This is a genomic window from Streptomyces sp. NPDC002779 (genome assembly GCF_042888685.1).
In the GTDB taxonomy this organism is placed as follows: Bacteria; Actinomycetota; Actinomycetes; order Streptomycetales; family Streptomycetaceae; genus Streptomyces.
The window spans coordinates 382,864-399,244 of record NZ_JBIAQC010000005.1 but is presented as its reverse complement, the minus strand read 5'-3'; the positions used below and the strand labels follow the sequence as shown (position 1 = coordinate 399,244).

At 73.5% G+C, this 16,381-nt stretch carries 16 protein-coding genes; 10 read left to right on the top strand and 6 right to left on the bottom strand.

Annotated features, from left to right (window positions below; genetic code table 11):
- Positions 1-49 precede the first annotated feature (49 nt).
- Positions 50-2,488: a right-handed parallel beta-helix repeat-containing protein gene (locus tag ACFYW5_RS17245; protein WP_389417822.1), complete on the top strand. Its 2,439-nt coding sequence runs from the start codon at positions 50-52 to the stop codon at positions 2,486-2,488.
- Here ACFYW5_RS17245 and ACFYW5_RS17240 read toward each other — a convergent pair.
- Complete coding sequence (locus ACFYW5_RS17240) at positions 2,458-4,791, bottom strand: hypothetical protein (RefSeq protein WP_389417821.1); 2,334 nt, start codon at positions 4,789-4,791, stop codon at positions 2,458-2,460. The genes ACFYW5_RS17245 and ACFYW5_RS17240 overlap by 31 nt on opposite strands.
- Positions 4,792-5,080: 289 nt before the next feature.
- On the opposite strand from ACFYW5_RS17240, the gene ACFYW5_RS17235 reads away from it, so the two are divergent.
- Both ACFYW5_RS17235 and ACFYW5_RS17230 read left to right on the top strand, forming a co-directional pair.
- A complete protein-coding gene (locus tag ACFYW5_RS17235; RefSeq protein ID WP_389417820.1) occupies positions 5,081-5,911 on the top strand; it encodes a DeoR/GlpR family DNA-binding transcription regulator in 831 nt (276 codons plus the stop codon).
- A gap of 52 nt (positions 5,912-5,963) precedes the next feature.
- Complete coding sequence (locus ACFYW5_RS17230; RefSeq protein ID WP_389417981.1) at positions 5,964-6,440, top strand: SRPBCC family protein; 477 nt, start codon at positions 5,964-5,966, stop codon at positions 6,438-6,440.
- Position 6,441: 1 nt separating this feature from the next.
- Here ACFYW5_RS17230 and ACFYW5_RS17225 read toward each other — a convergent pair whose 3' ends face one another.
- Positions 6,442-7,566, bottom strand: a complete 1,125-nt coding sequence (locus ACFYW5_RS17225) for a PLP-dependent cysteine synthase family protein (protein WP_389417819.1) — start codon at positions 7,564-7,566, stop codon at positions 6,442-6,444.
- Between the two features lie 326 nt (positions 7,567-7,892).
- Between ACFYW5_RS17225 and ACFYW5_RS17220 the strand changes: the two genes are divergently transcribed.
- From ACFYW5_RS17220 to ACFYW5_RS17200, 5 genes are all read left to right on the top strand, one after another.
- Entirely contained in the window at positions 7,893-8,216 is a 324-nt protein-coding gene (locus tag ACFYW5_RS17220) for a hypothetical protein (protein WP_389417818.1), read from the top strand.
- A gap of 184 nt (positions 8,217-8,400) precedes the next feature.
- Positions 8,401-8,937: an ATP-binding protein gene (locus ACFYW5_RS17215; RefSeq protein WP_389417817.1), complete on the top strand. Its 537-nt coding sequence runs from the start codon at positions 8,401-8,403 to the stop codon at positions 8,935-8,937.
- Between the two features lie 112 nt (positions 8,938-9,049).
- Entirely contained in the window at positions 9,050-9,625 is a 576-nt protein-coding gene (locus ACFYW5_RS17210) for a TetR/AcrR family transcriptional regulator (RefSeq protein ID WP_389417816.1), read from the top strand.
- Between the two features lie 9 nt (positions 9,626-9,634).
- On the top strand, positions 9,635-10,219 hold the full coding sequence (locus ACFYW5_RS17205) for a DUF4865 family protein (protein ID WP_389417815.1): 585 nt from the start codon (positions 9,635-9,637) through the stop codon (positions 10,217-10,219).
- 123 nt (positions 10,220-10,342) lie between these two features.
- The gene (locus ACFYW5_RS17200; protein ID WP_389417980.1) at positions 10,343-10,531 is read left to right on the top strand and encodes a DUF1272 domain-containing protein; all 189 of its coding nucleotides are present in this window, start codon (positions 10,343-10,345) and stop codon (positions 10,529-10,531) included.
- A 15-nt stretch (positions 10,532-10,546) separates the two neighbouring features.
- Here ACFYW5_RS17200 and ACFYW5_RS17195 read toward each other — a convergent pair whose 3' ends face one another.
- Positions 10,547-11,791, bottom strand: a complete 1,245-nt coding sequence (locus ACFYW5_RS17195; RefSeq protein WP_389417814.1) for an ROK family protein — start codon at positions 11,789-11,791, stop codon at positions 10,547-10,549.
- A gap of 36 nt (positions 11,792-11,827) precedes the next feature.
- The gene (locus ACFYW5_RS17190; protein WP_389417813.1) at positions 11,828-12,472 is read right to left on the bottom strand and encodes an alpha-ketoglutarate-dependent dioxygenase AlkB family protein; all 645 of its coding nucleotides are present in this window, start codon (positions 12,470-12,472) and stop codon (positions 11,828-11,830) included.
- Positions 12,473-12,530: 58 nt separating this feature from the next.
- On the opposite strand from ACFYW5_RS17190, the gene ACFYW5_RS17185 reads away from it, so the two are divergent.
- On the top strand, positions 12,531-13,664 hold the full coding sequence (locus ACFYW5_RS17185; RefSeq protein WP_389417979.1) for a methyltransferase: 1,134 nt from the start codon (positions 12,531-12,533) through the stop codon (positions 13,662-13,664).
- Here ACFYW5_RS17185 and ACFYW5_RS17180 read toward each other — a convergent pair.
- Entirely contained in the window at positions 13,654-14,514 is an 861-nt protein-coding gene (locus ACFYW5_RS17180) for a ketose-bisphosphate aldolase (RefSeq protein WP_389417812.1), read from the bottom strand. The two genes, ACFYW5_RS17185 and ACFYW5_RS17180, sit on opposite strands and share 11 nt — an antisense overlap.
- A gap of 39 nt (positions 14,515-14,553) precedes the next feature.
- On the bottom strand, positions 14,554-15,435 hold the full coding sequence (locus ACFYW5_RS17175; protein WP_389417811.1) for an SIS domain-containing protein: 882 nt from the start codon (positions 15,433-15,435) through the stop codon (positions 14,554-14,556).
- A gap of 122 nt (positions 15,436-15,557) precedes the next feature.
- Here ACFYW5_RS17175 and ACFYW5_RS17170 point away from each other — a divergent pair, with 122 nt between their 5' ends.
- Entirely contained in the window at positions 15,558-16,337 is a 780-nt protein-coding gene (locus ACFYW5_RS17170) for a DeoR/GlpR family DNA-binding transcription regulator (protein WP_389417810.1), read from the top strand.
- The last annotated feature ends 44 nt before the right edge of the window (positions 16,338-16,381 follow it).

Below are 16,381 nucleotides of genomic sequence, written 5' to 3'. Positions count from 1 at the left end.
CGAAGGCGACGAGCCGTCAGTACGACCGAGGTGGGGGCACAACAACGCCATGGCACAGGGCACGGTCCAGGTGACGCACACCGGCACGTCGCGGTGGCGGCGCCGCACGGGTGAGTACGCATCGCTCGCCGCAGCGCTCCAGGCCGCGGCCGACGGTGACGTCCTCACCATCGCGCCCGGTACCTACCGGGAGAACCTCGTCGTCCAGCGCCCGGTGACCCTGCGCGGCCCCGAGGGCTCCCCCGGCTCGGTGCGGATCGCCCCGCCGGACGGTGTGCCGCTGACCGTGCGGGCCTCGGCGGTGATCCAGGACCTGCACGTGGAGGGCCAGGACTCGGCGGCGCCCGCCCTGCTGATCGAGGAGGGCGCGCCGGAGCTGGCCGACATCCGGATCGTCACCCGTTCCGCCGCCGGCATCGAGGTGCGCGGCGGTGCCCGGCCGACCGTGCGGCGCTGCACCGTCGACAACCCCGCGGGCATCGGCATCGCCGTCCTCGACGGCGGGGGCGGGGTGTTCGAGGAGTGCGAGGTCGTCGCGGCCGGCCAGTCCGGTGTCGCCGTACGCGGCGGCGGCCACCCCCGGCTGGAGCGCTGCCGGGTGCACCACGCCGGCGCGGGCCTGACGGCGACCGGTGAGAACTCCGCGCTGGAGGCGGTCGGTTGCGAGGTCTACGAGGTGCGGGGCAGCGGTGTCCAGATCACCGGCCGGGCCACCGCGCACCTCACCGACTGCGATGTGCACCGCACCGCGGCCGACGGGGTCACGCTCGACACCGACGCCGTGCTGACCCTCGCCGACTGCCGGATCCACGACATCCCGGAGAACGCGGTCGATCTGCGCTCCCGTTCCGTGCTCACCCTGACCCGTACGACGGTGCGGAAGTTCGGGCGCAACGGCCTGTCGGTGTGGGACCCGGGCACCCGCGTGGACGCCAACCAGTGCGAGATCTTCGACAGCACCGGCGACTACCCGGCCGTCTGGGTCAGTGACGGCGCCACCGCCGTCCTGGACTCGTGCCGGGTGCACGACGTGCCGGACGCCCTGTTCGTCCTCGACCGCGGCTCCCGCGCGGACGTCGTCGACAGCGACCTGTCGCAGGTGCGCAACACCGCCGTGTCAGTGAGCGACGGCGCCACCGCCCAGCTCGACGACTGCCGCATCCGGGACGCGGCGACGGGCGCCTGGTTCCGCGACCACGGCAGCGGCGGCACCCTCACCAACTGCGCGCTGGACGGCGTGCAGACCGGCGTCATCGTCACCAAGGGCGCCGACCCGACCATCGAGCGGTGCACGGTCGACTCCCCCGCCGAGGCAGGCTTCTATGTGTCGGCGGGCGGCCGGGGCAGCTTCCTGAACTGCCGCGTCACCAACAGCGCGGGGTACGGCTTCCATGTGATCGACGGCTGCCGTACGACGCTCAGGAAGTGCCGTACGGAGCGCTGCGCCCGCGGCGGCTACGAGTTCGCGGACGCCGGCCCGGACACGGGCTCCGGGACCGGGCCCGTGGTGGAGGACTGCACGAGCGACGAGAGCGCGGGACTGCGCTCCCCGGCCGCGCCCCGCGAGCCGGCCGTGCAGACCGCGAGCCAGTCACCGGGCCTGCTCGGCGCCATCCCCGGCCAGCGCGCCACCGGCCAGGACCCGTCGGCCGCCCCGGCCGCGCCGGAGCGGCCCGCGCGGACCTCTCAGGACGTCCTCGGTGAACTCGACGCGCTGGTCGGTCTGGACAGCGTCAAGCGCGAGGTGCGGGCGCTCACCGACATGATCGAGGTGGGCCGGCGCCGCCGGGAGGCGGGCCTGAAGGCCGCCTCCGTCAAGCGGCACCTGGTCTTCACGGGCTCCCCCGGCACCGGCAAGACGACGGTCGCCCGGCTGTACGGCGAGATCCTGGCCTCCCTCGGTGTCCTGGAGAAGGGCCATCTCGTCGAGGTGTCCCGGGTCGACCTGGTCGGGGAGCACATCGGTTCCACGGCGATCCGCACCCAGGAGGCCTTCGACAAGGCGCGCGGGGGTGTGCTGTTCGTCGACGAGGCCTACGCGCTCTCGCCGGAGGACTCCGGCCGGGACTTCGGCAAGGAGGCCATCGACACCCTGGTGAAGCTGATGGAGGACCACCGGGACGCGGTGGTGGTGATCGTCGCGGGCTATACGGCGGAGATGGAACGCTTCCTTTCGGTCAACCCGGGGGTGGCCTCCCGCTTCTCGCGGACCATCACCTTCTGCGACTACAGCCCCGGGGAACTGCTGCGGATCGTGGAGCAGCAGGCCGAGGAGCACGAGTACCGGCTGGCGCCGGGCGCCGCCGAGGCGCTGCTGGCGTACTTCACGGCGCTGCCCAAGGGGCCCGCGTTCGGCAACGGCCGTACCGCGCGGCAGACCTTCGAGGCCATGGTGGAGCGGCACGCGGGGCGGGTTGCCCAGGTGGCGGAGCCCAGCACGGAGGATCTGACGCTGCTCTACCCGCAGGACCTGCCCGAGTCGTCCTGAGCCCGGGGGGCGGGCAGCTGGGGGCGCAGCCGGGCCAGCAGCCGTTCGCGTTCCTCGGCGAAGGCCGGGTCCGCCTGGTAGTCGGAGTGGCCGAGGACCGGCGCGGGCAGGGGATGCAGTTCGGTGCGGCCGAAGGCGAGGGGGTCCTTCAGGGCGTCGCGGTCCACCTCGGGGCCGCAGGCGCCGGACAGCAGGACGGGACCGCCGATGGGGTCGGTGGGCCGGTGGAGGTTGCGCCAGCAGTCGACGTCCTGGTGCAGGGCGCTGAGCGCGGCCGGGCCGAAGTGGGCGGGGAACCAGCGGCCGTAGAGGCGCTCCAGGGGCGAGCCGTAGGTCAGCAGGGCGACGCGCTTGCGGACGGCCGGGGGCAGCTGCCAGGCGGCGGACGCGGCGAGGACGCTGCCCTGAGAGTGGCCGGACAGCACGAGGCGGCCGCCCGTGGCCCGGGTCCAGGTGGCCATCCGCCAGGTCAGATCGGGCACCGCGCGCTCGGCGTAGCAGGGCGGGGCGAAGGGGTGGGCGGCGCGCGGCCAGAAGGTGCCCACGTCCCAGAGGATGCCGATGGTGCGCCGCGCGGAGGCGTCCTTGTAGGCACGCCGGCCCCAGGTGACGAACAGTATGAAGCCGAGGCCGATCAGCCAGGATCCGAGGGCCTGGGCGGTCTCGGCGGCGCCCTGCACGAAGGGGTGCGCGGGTTCGGTGGCCTCGGCCGGGGTCTCGTCGGTGGTGAGGGCGCCCACCAGGGCTGCCGCGCCGAGCAGCAGGGTCGCGGTGGAGACGACGGCGACCAGGAGCGGGCCCCGGTCGGTGAGGGAGGCCAGCGCGCGGGTGCGGGCGATACGGCGGCTGCGCGTGCTGTCCTGCGGTTCGCCGCCGTAGTCGCGCCGCACGGCGGCGAGTTCGGCGCGCGCGAGCCGAACGGTGTGCCGGGCGAGCCAGCCGCACAGCAGGAGCACCAGGATCAGCAGCGGCGGGATGACGGAGGCCTGCCAGGTCAGCAGGACCGGCGGGCCGGGGATCGAGGCGCGCGTGCCGTCCAGCCAGTCGGCCACGCGCTGGGCGACGCCGCCCGACATCACCCCGCCGAGGGCGCAGGCCAGCATGGTGACGGCCGGGCCGCCGAGGCCCCGCAGTGCGGCCCTCGGGTCGGGGTGGGTGCGGTGCAGGACGGAGGCGATGACGGCGAGGGCGATGACGAGCAGTCCCTGGACGAAGGCGAGGGCGCCGAAGGTGGCGTCGCCGGGGAGCCGGCCGCTGGACGTCCACTGCGGACGCTGCCAGGCGGCGTAGACCAGGGTGAGGGCCAGCAGGGCGAGGGAGACGAGCGGCAGGCGCCGTACCAGAGCGTTGTCGCGCCGCTGGTCCAGGCGGTGCTCGCTGCGGCCGCGGCGGCACACCACCCAGACCACGACGACCGCCGCGCTCAGCAGGGACGCTTCCATGAGGCGGCCGAGGGCGTCCAGGGCGGCGGGGCCGCCGGGCCGGTGGTCGAAGCGGGCCGCCGGCAGACCGGCCGCGGCGGCGACCGTGAGCAGGCCCGCCGCGGTGTGCGCGGCGCGCAGCCGGGCGACCAGGCGGCGGCCGTACCAGAAGCCGGGGCGGCCCAGCGCGGTGCGGTCGGTGTCCTCGTCGGGTTCGCCCGCGCGGACCGGCGGCTCCTGGGACTCGTACGCGCTCCAGGTGCGGTGGGAGAGGTACCAGAGCAGGCCGGTGAGGGCGAGCGGCACCAGGGCGGCGAGGGCGAGGCGGCGGCCGGGCAGGCTCCACCAGCCGGCGTCGGTGGCTTCGGGCGACAGGAAGTCCAGCCAGGAGTGGCGCTGCGCGCACGCGCGGGTGCCCGCGCACTGCCAGGCGGTGAGATCGAGGGCCACCTCGCAGGCAGCCGCGACGAGCAGCACCGTCAGGGACAGCGCGGCGAGGCGGACGAGCAGGCCGTAGAGGCGGACCGTGCGGATGCGGCCGCGGGCGCTGGGGCGCATCCAGTGGGCGAGATTGACCACCATGAAGGGCAGCAGCAGCAGCCACAGGGCGCGGGCGCCGTGGCCGGAGGTGAGGTTGCACCAGACGTAGGCCTCGGGGACCGGCCGGTCGCGGTAGTCGGCGGGGCGGGACTCGGCGTCGGCGTCGTCGGCGCGCCGGAAGACGGCCGCGGTGTCGTCGCCGGTGATCCGCTGGGTGCGGGGATCGCCGAGCATGTCCGCGGGTGTGGTGCCGCCGACGCCGTGGACCAGGAGTTCCAGGGCGATGTCGGCTTGCTCGGGCCGCGCCGCGGCGGCCGAGGCATGGTCTGGCGCACGCTCCACTGTTCGCCCTTCCCCCGTGACGAGCCGTCGGCCGGTGTCCGCGGGCACCAGGATCGCCGCTCGGCGGGCGGCTCACACCCCTCGTCACGGAATCTCCCCGATCCGGGTGCCAGACGGGGAACGGATGATGCGCGGGTGACATGCGCGCGTCGGGCAGCCGGTGGCGCGGGCCGTGCCCCGGCGTGCGAGGATGGGACGTCCGCGGCCCCCCAATGGTGAGAATGTGCTTGTCGGAGCGGGTGCGGCGCGGCGGGTGAGACGGCTTTTGGCGAAAGGAACCGGAGCGTACGTGAGTGAGAATCAGAACCTCCTCGCGGAGCAGCGGCGCGCCCTGATCCTGGACGAGGTCCGGCGCCGCGGCGGGGTCCGGGTCAATGAGCTCACCCGCAAGCTCGGCGTGTCGGACATGACCGTGCGCCGCGATCTCGACGCGCTGGCCCGGCAGGGCGTGCTGGAGAAGGTGCACGGCGGCGCGGTGCCGGTGGTCGAGGCGAGCACCCACGAGCCGGGCTTCGAGGCCAAGTCGGGTCTGGAGCTGACGGCCAAGGAGGACATCGCGCGGGCCGCGGCCGAGCTGGTCGCCCCGGGCGCGGCGATCGCGCTGTCCGGGGGGACGACGACGTACGCGCTGGCCCATCAGCTGGTGGACGTGCCCGACCTCACCGTCGTCACCAACTCGGTGCGGGTGGCCGATGTCTTCCATGTCGCGCAGCGCACCGCGGGCCCCCGGCAGGGCGCGGCCACGGTGGTGCTGACCGGCGGGGTGCGCACCCCGTCCGACTCGCTGGTGGGGCCGGTGGCCGACCAGGCCATCGCGGCGCTCCACTTCGATGTGCTCTTCCTCGGGGTGCACGGCATATCGGTGGAGGCCGGCCTGTCGACGCCGAACCTCGCCGAGGCCGAGACCAACCGCCGTCTGGTGCAGTCGGCGCGCCGGGTCGTGGTGGTCGCCGACCACACCAAGTGGGGTGTGGTGGGGCTGAGTTCGTTCGCGGCGCTGCACCAGGTGGACACGCTGGTGACGGACCGGGGTCTGCCCGTCGAGGCGCGGACCGAGGTGTCGGAGCAACTGCGGCGGCTGGTCGTCGCCGGAGAGCCGGAGGACCCCGCAGACAGCTGATGTGCCGTCAGCTAGGGTGGCGCTCGAGGCCATCGCCAAGGGGGTTGCGTCCATGCTGCGCCAACTGCGGCCGGAGGGGCTCGACTTCGTCGAGAGCGCTCCGGTACGGCTCGTCTTCGCCCGCGACATCTCCGCACCGCCCGAGGTGGTCTTCAGCGCCCTGGCCGACGACGTGCCCGGCTGGGCGCAGTGGTTCCCGTCGGTGACCCGGGCCCGCCCCGTCGAGGGCACCGGAGCCGGCCGCGACATCACCCTGCGCGGCGGCATCCGCTTCGTGGAGCACGTCCTTGCGGCGCGCAACCCCGAGGTGTACGCCTACGCCGTCGCCTCCACCAACGCACCCGGCCTGCGCGCCCTGGTCGAGGAGTGGCGGTTGGCCCCGGCCGGGACGGGCACGCGCGTGCGGTGGACGTTCGCGGCGGACGGCCCGGCGCCCTTGCGGATGATGCTCCGGGCCGCGCGGCCCGGACTCGGGCGGGCGTTCCGGGACGCCGTCACCGCGCTGGACCGGCGGCTGGCGGACCGCTGAGTCAGGACGGCCAGACGCCCGTCTCCAGCAGCGACTCGATCGCCTCGGTGTACGGCTGGATGTCCAGGCCCTGTTCGGCGAGCCAGGCGTCCGAGTAGTACTTGTCGAGATAGCGGTCGCCCGGGTCGCACAGCAGCGTCACCACGCTGCCCTGCCGGCCCTCGGCCACCATCTCGGCGACGATCTTCAGCGCGCTCCACAGCCCGGTGCCGGTCGAGCCGCCCGCCTTGCGGCCGATGACCTTCTCCAGCGCCCGTACGGCGGCCACGCTCGCCGCGTCCGGGACCTTCATCATGCGGTCGATCGCGCCGGGCACGAAGCTCGGTTCCATCCGCGGTCTGCCGATGCCCTCGATGCGCGAGCCGCAGTCGCAGGTGACGTCCGGATCGCCGGTGGTCCAGCCCTCGAAAAAGCAGGAGTTCTCCGGATCGGCGACACAGATTCGGGTGTCGTGCTGCATGTAGTGGACGTACCGGGCGATGGTCGCCGACGTGCCGCCGGTGCCCGCCGTCGCCACGATCCACGCGGGCTCCGGATACCGCTCCAACTCCAGCTGGCGGAAGACGGATTCGGCGATGTTGTTGTTGCCGCGCCAGTCCGTGGCGCGTTCCGCGTAGGTGAACTGGTCCATGTAGTGGCCGCCGGTCTCCACCGCGAGGCGGGCGGACTCCTCGTACATGGTGCGCGGGTCGTCCACGAAGTGGCACTGCCCGCCGTGGAACTCGATGAGGCGGATTTTCTCGGCACTGGTCGTGCGCGGCATGACCGCGATGAACGGCACTCCGATCAGTTTCGCGAAGTACGCCTCGGACACCGCCGTCGAGCCACTGGACGCCTCGATCACCGGGCAACCCGGCCTGATCCAGCCATTGCACAGGCCGTACAGGAAGAGCGAGCGGGCCAGGCGGTGCTTGAGGCTGCCCGTCGGGTGGGTCGACTCGTCCTTCAGGTACAGGTCGATGCCCCACTTCTCCGGCAGCGGGAAGCGGAGCAGATGCGTGTCGGCCGAGCGGTTCGCATCGGCCTGGACCTTGCGGACGGCCTCTTTCAGCCAGTGCCGATACCCGACATCGGTGTGATCGACGTCGAGGGTCGCGCCGGTCCGGGTCTGCTGAGGGGTGCTCACGACGGGCTCCTTACGCTTCGCGCCGACGGCGACTCGCGCGGCCGACGCCCCGATCATAGACACCTTCAGCACCCTTCTCACCTGCATAAACACACCTTTGGGCAGCTCAAAGGCCACCCTGGGGGCAGCGCCGCGCGACCGGTGGGGGGCGCACTCGGGCGAGTGCTCCGGCCCCGCACGGGCGACCCACGTCACGTACTGGTGCTCGACGCCGGACGGGGGCAGACTTCACCGAGGGCACACACGGGATCACGCACCCGAGCCGGACCTCGCCCGCTCAGACCCTTCGGTCCGGCCGAACGACACGCGCAAGGGGGCGGGACGGCATGGCGGAGCCGGAGTTCACGGCGACGGGCGTGCGGATCGGGAAGCGGCTGCGCTCGCTCACCCGGGCCGGGCAGGTCCGGATCAGCGGCGGTCGGCTCGAACTGCTCACCAGCTACGGCAGCGAGATCGACAGCGCGCCGGTGCAGGCGGTGCGGGCGTCCAAGCCCTGGTTCGTACCGGACGACCGGGCGCTCGCGGACCTCAACGGCAACCGGTACCTGCTGACCCTGGGCGACCACGACCCGGCGCCCGGAGAGGCGGGGCCGCCCGCGGCGCGCCGGTTCATCGAGGCGGTACGGAAGGCTGCGGGACGTAACCGCTGATGTACGGCGAGTTGCGGTACCTCACCCGCTGCGTCACGCTGGTCTCACGTCACTATGGGTTTACCGGCGATAACGCTGCGAACCAGCCGCCGGCCACGACAGCAGGCGGCCGTTGTACCAGGCACTCTGCTGGATCGATCCGAATCCCGTGTTCTTCCGGACCTCAAGTCGGGGAGTCGCAGCCGTGATCAGTCACCCAAGCAGGCACTGCACGGTGGAGCTCCAAGCCCTGCCGTCGCGGATCGGCCAGGTCCGCAGAATCGTATCTGCGCAGTTGCGCTACTGGCATCTGGATCCCTTGATAGACCGGGCGGCGCTCGGTGTGACGGAGCTGTTGACCAACGTCCACCAGCACGCACAGCCCGACAAGATGTGCACGGTGGAGATCGAGCTGCTGCTCGACCGGCTCATGGTCTCCGTGCACGACCACGACCCGCGTCTGCCGGTCGTGGAGGACATCGACGAGGTCGCGACCCTCGCCACGTGCGGCCGGGGCCTCGCGATGGTGGCCGCCGTCAGCGAGAGCTGGGGTGTGCGGCCGGACGGCGAGTCGGGCAAGGTCGTGTGGTTCACGCTGCCGACCCCGGCGTCGGCCAGGGCAGCGGCGGCGCGTCCGCCACGGCGGACGGTGCTGGACACGCACCGGTACACGGACATCGGACCGCGTGTCGATCTGCGCAGGCCCGAACATGCTCCCGCCCGGTCAGCCGCTGTCGGCTGACCGGGCGGTGAGATTTCTGCGGTGACGCCGATCGCGCTCAGCCCTCCGGGGTTGCGCGCGATCGGCATCGTGGCCCCCGGCTCAGCCGTCACTGGCTTCTGTAACTACTAGTATGTACAGTGAGGGTATGAGCACCCCCGAGCGGCTGATCGAGTCCACGCGCGCGCTGCTGTGGGAGCGCGGGTACGTCGGTACCAGTCCCAAGGCGATCCTGGAGCGGTCCGGGGCCGGGCAGGGCAGCATGTACCACCACTTCAAGGGCAAGCCCGACCTCGCCCTGGCCGCGATCCGGCGGACCGCCGAGGAACTGCGGGCCACCGCGGAGGCGGTCCTGAGCGCGCCGGGGACGCCGTACGAGCGCATCGAGGGCTATCTGCGGCGTGAGCGTGAGGTGCTGCGCGGCTGTCCGGTCGGGCGGCTGACCATGGACCCGGAGATCGTCGCGAGCGAACAGCTGCGCGCGCCGGTCGACGAGACCCTGGACTGGCTGCGCGAACGGCTCGCCGGGATCGTCGAGGAGGGCAAGGAGCAGGGGCAGTTCGCTCCCGGCCTGGACGGCGAGGAGATCGCGGCGACGATCGTCGCGACCGTCCAGGGCGGCTATGTGCTGGCCCGCGCGTCGGGTTCCCCGGCCGCGTTCGACACCGGGGTCCGGGGGCTGCTCGCCCTGCTCCGTCCGACCGTCTAGGGGGTTTCTGTGCACGCGATGCAGTACGAGATCAGCCTGCCCGCCGACTACGACATGGGCATCATCAGGCGGCGGGTCGCCGAGCGGGGGCATCTGCTCGACCGCTGGGAGGGGCTCGGGCTGAAGGCCTATCTGATGCGCGAGCGCGGGGTGCACGGTTCGCCGGTCAGCCAGTACGCGCCGTTCTACCTCTGGAACACCGCGGAGGGCATGAACTCCTTTCTGTGGGGCGGTGGTTTCCAGGGGATCTGCGACGACTTCGGAAGGCCCTCGGTGCGAGGGTGGACCGGGCTGGCGTATGCGGAGGGCAGCGGTTCTCGGGCGCGCACGGCGGTACGGCGGCGACGACCGGTGCCGGAGGGGGCCCGCCTGGCCGACGTCGCCGAGGGCGCGCTGAGCGAGGCGCGGCGGCTCGCGGCGCGGGAGGGGGTGGTGCTGGCGGCGGCCGGAGTGGACACCGGGGCCTGGGAGTCCGTTCACTTCTCGCTGTGGCAGCAGGAGGCGCCCGAGGCCGAAGGTGACGTGTTCCAGGTGCTGCATCTGTCGGCACCCGAGCGGGACCGGCTGAGCCGGAGGGGCCCGCGCGGCGGGTGATCCGTCGCCCGGCCCTGCGGCTGGCCCGATCGTGTTGATCTCTGTCCCGACGGCCCCTTTCGGCCACGCCCGGCGCGCGGAGGATGGAAGCCGACACGGACGATGCCGAGGAAAGGCGCGGAGATGGCCCTGGAGATGCGTGACCGCTGCGAGCGTTGCGGGACGGCGGCCCTGCCGGCCGACGGGCCCGCCCTCATCTGCTCCTACGAGTGCAGCTTCTGTGTGCCGTGCGGCGAGACGATGCGTCAGGTGTGCCCCAACTGCGGCGGCGAACTGGTGCCGAGGCCGCGCCGGGTGGCGTCCGCGGCCTAGGAGCGGCCCGGTGGTTCACCGGGGGGTCAGCGCGCCCAGGGGATCGTCCAGCACCGGCTGCCAGGCCAGTTCGGCCGCGCCCACCAGGCTGTTGTGGTCGAGCGTGCACGCCAGGATCGGCACGCCGCCGCTCTGCCCCCACAGGCTGCGGTCGGCGACCACCGCGCGCAGCCGGTCCGGGTCGGCGGCCAGCAGGGTGCGGTGCAGGCCGCCGAGGATGATGCGGTCCGGGTTGAGGATGTTCACCAGGCCCGCGAGGCCGAGGCCGAGCCGGTCGATCAGCGCCTCGGTGGCGGTGCGGACGTCCGGGTCGTCGTAGTGGTGCCGGATCAGGTCGTTGGCCTGCTGCAGCAGCGACACCTCGGGGCCGGTTTCCCGGCCCGCGGCGGTGAGCAGGGCCAGCGGGTCCGCCTCGACGTCCAAACAGCCGCGGCTGCCGCAGTGGCAGGGGCGGCCCTCGGGGTTCACGGTGAGGTGGCCGACCTCCAGGGCGAGCCCCGAACTTCCGGTGTGCAGCCGCCCGTCGAGCACCAGCGCGCCGCCCACGCCCCGGTGCCCGGTGGCCACGCACAGCAGGTCCCGGGCACCGCGCCCGGCGCCGTGCCGGTGCTCGGCGAGCGCGGCGAGGTTGACGTCGTTGCCCGCGAACGCCGGTCCGCCGATCCCGGCCGCCCGAACGCACTCGGCGAAGATCCTGCGCACCGGGGCACCCACGGCCCACGCCAGGTGCAGCGGGTTCAGGGCGAGACCGTCGGGTTCGGCGACGGCGGACGGCACGGCGAGGCCCGCGCCCACGCAGCGCCGGCCGGTCGTGCGCAGCAGGTCCGCGCCCGCCTCGACGACCGAGCCGAGGACCTTCGCCGGGTCGGCGTCGACGGTCTCGCAGCCCGGCGCGGTGGCGACGATCCGCCCGCCGAGGCCCACCAGCGCGGCCCGGAAGCCGTCGGCGTGCACCTGGGCGGCGAGGACGACGGGGCCGTCCTCGGCGAGTTCGAGCCGGTGCGAGGGGCGGCCCTGGGAGCCGGCCGCCGCGCCGGGCCGGGCGTCGACCCGGATCAGGCCGAGCGCCTCCAGTTCGGCGGCGACCGCGCCGGCCGTGGCCCGGGTCACCCCGAGTTCGGCGGTGAGCACGGCACGGGTGGGGGCGCGTCCGGTGTGCACGAGCTCCAGCGCGGGCCCGAGCGCACCGCGCCCCCGGTCCAACCGCGTCCTCGAGGTGGTCCCTTCCCCCGCCGGCCGGGGGTCAGCCTTGCCGCTCATGAGGGCGAGTCTCCCATGATCCGCAGGTGCGCCGGTCTACCGGCCACTGACTCTGAGCGTGACGTTCAGCCTCCCGGTCAGCCCCAACTCGGGCGGCGCGGTGCCCGGATACACCTTGGGCACCCCGTGATAGGCGAGCCGGGACGGTCCCCCGAACACGAAGAGGTCCCCGCTGCGCAGCTCCACGTCCGTGTACGGCCGGGTCCGGCCCTCGGTGTTGCCGAAGCGGAAGACGCAGGCGTCCCCGAGGCTCAGCGACACCACCGGGGCGTCCGCCTCCTCGTCGCTGTCGCGGTGCATGCCCATGCGGGCGTCGGCGTCGTAGAAGTTGATCAGCGCGATGTCGTACGGCGCCGCCGCCCCGTCCCCGAGCGCGTCCCGCACCGCCCGCCGGCCCAGCTCGCCGAGCCAGGCCGGGAAGGGCTTGACCGGGGCGCCGTCGCCGTCGACGACGGTGCGGGCGTAGCCGTACGGATACCAGTGCCAGCCCAGGCACACCTGCCGCGCGGTCATCGTGCCGCCGCCCGGGGTGTGCACCGTGCGCAGCCCCGCCGGCGGCCGGGCCCACTCCCGGCAGGCCGCCAGCAGCTCGCGCTGCCGGTCCGGGTCCAGCCAGTCCGGTACGTGCACCGCGCCCGGCGCGAGCTGCGCGCGGGGCCTCGGGAACAGCTCGGCGTCCATCCCCCCATCCTGCCCTGAGCTGGGGTTCCGCTAGCCTGGACGGACGATGGACGACTGTATGAAGACGCCGTGGGGCGAGACCCTGCTGTCCCGCTTCCCGGAGGACCCGCGCGACCGGCTGCGCGCCTGGGACGCCTCCGACGAGTACCTCCTGCGGCATCTCGCGGACCGGGAGATGCCGCTGTCCGGGACGGTCGTGGTGGTCGGTGACCGCTGGGGCGCGCTGGTCACGGCGCTGGCGCCGCACCGGCCGACGCAGATCACCGATTCCCACCTCGCCCAGGAGGCGACCCGGGCGAACCTGGCGCGGGCCGGGGTCGAGCCCGGTGCCGTGCGGCTGCTCACCACGCAGGACCCGCCGCCGGAGCGGATCGACGTGCTGCTGGTGCGGGTCCCGAAGAGCCTGGCGCTGCTGGAGGACCAGCTGCTCAGGCTGGCGCCCGCCGTGCACGCGGACACGGTCGTGGTCGGCACCGGCATGGTGAAGGAGATCCACACCTCGACGCTGAAACTGTTCGAGCGGATCCTCGGCCCGACCCGGACCTCCCTCGCCGAGAAGAAGGCGCGGCTGATCTTCTGCACGCCGGACCCGGCGCTGAAGCGGGGCGCGACCCCGTGGCCGTACAGCTATGAGCTGCCCGACGGCGTCGGCGCGGTCTCCGGTCGTACGGTCGTCAACCACGCGGGTGTCTTCTGCGCGGACCGGCTCGACATCGGCACCCGGTTCTTCCTGGCGCATCTGCCGGACAGCCGGGGCAGCCTGCGGGTGGTGGACCTCGGCTGCGGCAACGGCGTCGTCGGTACGGCGGTGGCGCTGGGCAACCCCGAGGCGGAGGTGCTGTTCGTGGACGAGTCCTTCCAGGCGGTCGCGTCGGCGGAGGCTACGTACCGGGCGAACGGGGTGCCGGGGCACGCCGAGTTCCGGGTGGGCGACGGTCTGGCCGGGGTGCCGGCCGGAAGTGTCGACCTGGTGCTGAACAACCCGCCCTTCCACTCGCACCAGACGACCACCGACGCGACGGCGTGGCGGATGTTCACCGGGGCGCAGCGCGCGCTGCGGCCGGGCGGCGAGCTCTGGGTCGTCGGCAACCGTCATCTGGGCTATCACGCCAAGCTGCGCCGCCTGTTCGGGAACTGCCAACTGGTCTCCGGTGACCCGAAGTTCGTGGTGCTGAAGGCGGTCAGGCGATAGCGCCTGCCAGGGTGCGGACGATCCCGGTCACGGCCCGCGCCATCGCCTCCCTCCCGGCGCTCAGGTAGGTGCGCGAGTCGACCGCCTCGGGGTGCGCCGCGAGGTGGGTGCGGATGGCGCCGGTCATGGCGATGTTGAGGGCGGTGCCGATGTTGACCTTGGCGATGCCTCCGGTCACCGCCGCGGTGAGTTCGGCGTCCGGCAGGCCGGAGGAGCCGTGCAGGACGAGGGGGACGTCCACGGTGGCGGCGAGCCGCTCGAGGCGGTCGTGGTCGAGGGTGGCCGTGCGGGTCGTCATGGCGTGGGTGCTGCCGATGGCGACGGCGAGCGCGTCCACTCCCGAGTCGGCGACGAAGGCGCGGGCCTGGGCGGGGTCGGTGCGGGCGCCGGGGGCGTGGGCGTCGAGGGCGGGCTGTCCCTGCTTGCCGCCGACCTGGCCCAACTCGGCCTCGATCCAGAGCCCTTGGGCGTGCGCCCAGTCGGCGGCGGTCCGGGTCGCGGTGAGGTTCTGGGCGTAGGGCAGCCGGGCCGCGTCGTACATCACGGAGCTGAAGCCGGCGCCGGGTGCCTGGCGCAGCAGGTCGTCGCTCTGGACGTGGTCGAGGTGCAGCGCGACGGGGACGGCGGCGCGTTCGGCGGCGGCGACGGCGGCCCGGGCGAGCGGGAGCAGCCGGCCGTAGCGGAACTTGACGGCGTTCTCGCTGACTTGGAGGACGACGGGGGCCTGCGCGGCCTCGGCTCCGGCGATGACGGCCTCGATGTGCTCCAGGGTGATGATGTTGAAGGCGGCGACGGCGGAGCGCTGTTGTGCGGCCCGGGTGACGAGCTCGCCGGTGGTGACGAGGGGCACGGCTGGGTCCTTCCGTGGACGTCGGGGAGGTCGGCGGCGTCAGGGGGCGAGGATCACCGAGCGGGTGAGGTGGCGCGGGCGGTCCGGGTCGAGGCCGTGGGCCCGGGCGACGGCGACCGCGAGGCGCTGGGCGCGGATCAGGTCGGCGAGCGGGTCGAGGCCGGCGGTCACCCAGGCGGCGCCGGTGGCGCGGACCTGTGCTTCGAGGCCCTCGGGCGGCTCGCCGAGCATCCAGGTCGCGGTGCCGTCCGCGGAGATGCTGATCGGGCCGTGCCGGTACTCCATCGCCGGGTAGGACTCGGTCCACGCCTGGGCTGCCTCGCGCATCTTCAGTGCGGCCTCGTGGGCGAGCCCGACGGTCCAGCCGCGGCCGAGGAAGGTGAACTGCGCGCTGTCGACGAGCCCTTCGGGCAGCGGGGCGGCCAGCGCGGCGCGGGCGTCGGCGACGACAGCGTCGGTGTGCAGGCCCAGGTGGGCGCGGAGCAGGGTGAGCGCGGTGGTCGCGAAGCGGGTCTGCACGACGGAGCGTTCGTCGGCGTAGTCGAGGACGACGACGTCGTCGGCGGCCGTCATGACGGGGGTGTGCGGGTCGGCGGTGATCGCGGTGGTGCGGGTGCGGCCCCGCACCTGGCCGAGCAGGTCCAGCACTTCGGTGGTGGTGCCGGAGCGGGTGAGGGCGACGATCCGGTCGTAGGCACGTCCGCGCGGGAACTCCGAGGCGGCGAAGGCGTCCGTCTCCCCCTGGCCCGCGCCCTCGCGCAGGGCTGCGGCCGACTGCGCCATGAAGTACGAGGTGCCGCAGCCGACGATCGCGACCCGTTCCCCCGGCGCGGGCAGCGCCCCGCCCTCCGCGGTCGCCTGCGTCGCGGCCCGGGCCCAGCATTCGGGCTGGCCGGCCAGCTCCTCCTCGACGTGGGTCATGCCCACCCCTCCCCTGGTGTGATTTTTCCTGCAAGATATAGCCAGCTTTCGAGCAGAATCAAGCATTCCGGTGAAGTGGGGGTGCGCTAGGGTCGCCGGGAGATCGAGGAACGGAGGTGCGGATGTCGCGCGACGCCCGCTGGAAGTCACTGCTGGAACTGCTCGTCGAGCGCGGCCGTCTCGACGTGGAGGAGGCCGCCGCCGAGCTGGCGGTCTCGGCCGCCACGATCCGCCGCGACTTCGATCAGCTGGCCGAGCAGCAGATGCTGGTGCGCACCCGCGGCGGCGCCGTCGTCCACGGTGTCTCCTACGAGCTGCCCCTGCGCTACAAGACCGCCCGGCACGCCTCGGAGAAGGAGCGCATCGCCAAGGCGGTGGCCGCACTGGTCGCCCCCGGTGAGGCGGTGGGCCTGACCGGCGGCACGACGACGACCGAGGTGGCCCGCGCGCTGGCCGTGCGCGGCGACCTGGCCACCGGCTCCCCGGCGCTGACCGTGGTCACCAATGCCCTGAACATCGCCAACGAGCTTGCCGTACGGCCCCAGTTCAAGATCGTCGTGACCGGCGGGGTCGCGCGTCCGCAGTCGTACGAACTCATCGGGCCGCTCGCGGACGGGGTGCTCGGGCAGATCACCCTCGATATGGCGGTGCTCGGTGTCGTCGCCTTCGACGTGGCGCACGGGGCGGCGGCCAACGACGAGGCGGAGGCCGCGATCAACCGGCTGCTGTGCGAGCGGGCGGGACGGGTGGTCGTCGCCGCCGACTCCAGCAAGCTGGGCCGCCGCGCGTTCGCCCGGATCTGCGCGGCCGACGCGGTGGACACCCTCGTCACCGACACGGCGGCCGGCGCCGACACGGTCCGGCGGTTCACGGAGGCCGGTATCGAGGTCGTCACGGTCTGACGCCGTTACGCGCCCACGGGGTACCCCTTTCCGCCTAGGCTGGT

Excerpts from the sequence above, each read along its gene's own strand:
- ACFYW5_RS17245 (WP_389417822.1), top strand. The coding sequence starts at position 50 with ATGGCACAGGGCACGGTCCAGGTGACGCACACCGGCACGTCGCGGTGG.
- ACFYW5_RS17230 (WP_389417981.1), top strand. The coding sequence starts at position 5,964 with ATGCTGCGCCAACTGCGGCCGGAGGGGCTCGACTTCGTCGAGAGCGCT.
- ACFYW5_RS17220 (WP_389417818.1), top strand. The coding sequence starts at position 7,893 with ATGGCGGAGCCGGAGTTCACGGCGACGGGCGTGCGGATCGGGAAGCGG.
- ACFYW5_RS17210 (WP_389417816.1), top strand. The coding sequence starts at position 9,050 with ATGTACAGTGAGGGTATGAGCACCCCCGAGCGGCTGATCGAGTCCACG.
- ACFYW5_RS17200 (WP_389417980.1), top strand. The coding sequence starts at position 10,343 with ATGGCCCTGGAGATGCGTGACCGCTGCGAGCGTTGCGGGACGGCGGCC.
- ACFYW5_RS17195 (WP_389417814.1), bottom strand. The coding sequence starts at position 11,791 with ATGAGCGGCAAGGCTGACCCCCGGCCGGCGGGGGAAGGGACCACCTCG.
- ACFYW5_RS17190 (WP_389417813.1), bottom strand. The coding sequence starts at position 12,472 with ATGGACGCCGAGCTGTTCCCGAGGCCCCGCGCGCAGCTCGCGCCGGGC.
- ACFYW5_RS17185 (WP_389417979.1), top strand. The coding sequence starts at position 12,531 with ATGAAGACGCCGTGGGGCGAGACCCTGCTGTCCCGCTTCCCGGAGGAC.
- ACFYW5_RS17175 (WP_389417811.1), bottom strand. The coding sequence starts at position 15,435 with ATGACCCACGTCGAGGAGGAGCTGGCCGGCCAGCCCGAATGCTGGGCC.
- ACFYW5_RS17170 (WP_389417810.1), top strand. The coding sequence starts at position 15,558 with ATGTCGCGCGACGCCCGCTGGAAGTCACTGCTGGAACTGCTCGTCGAG.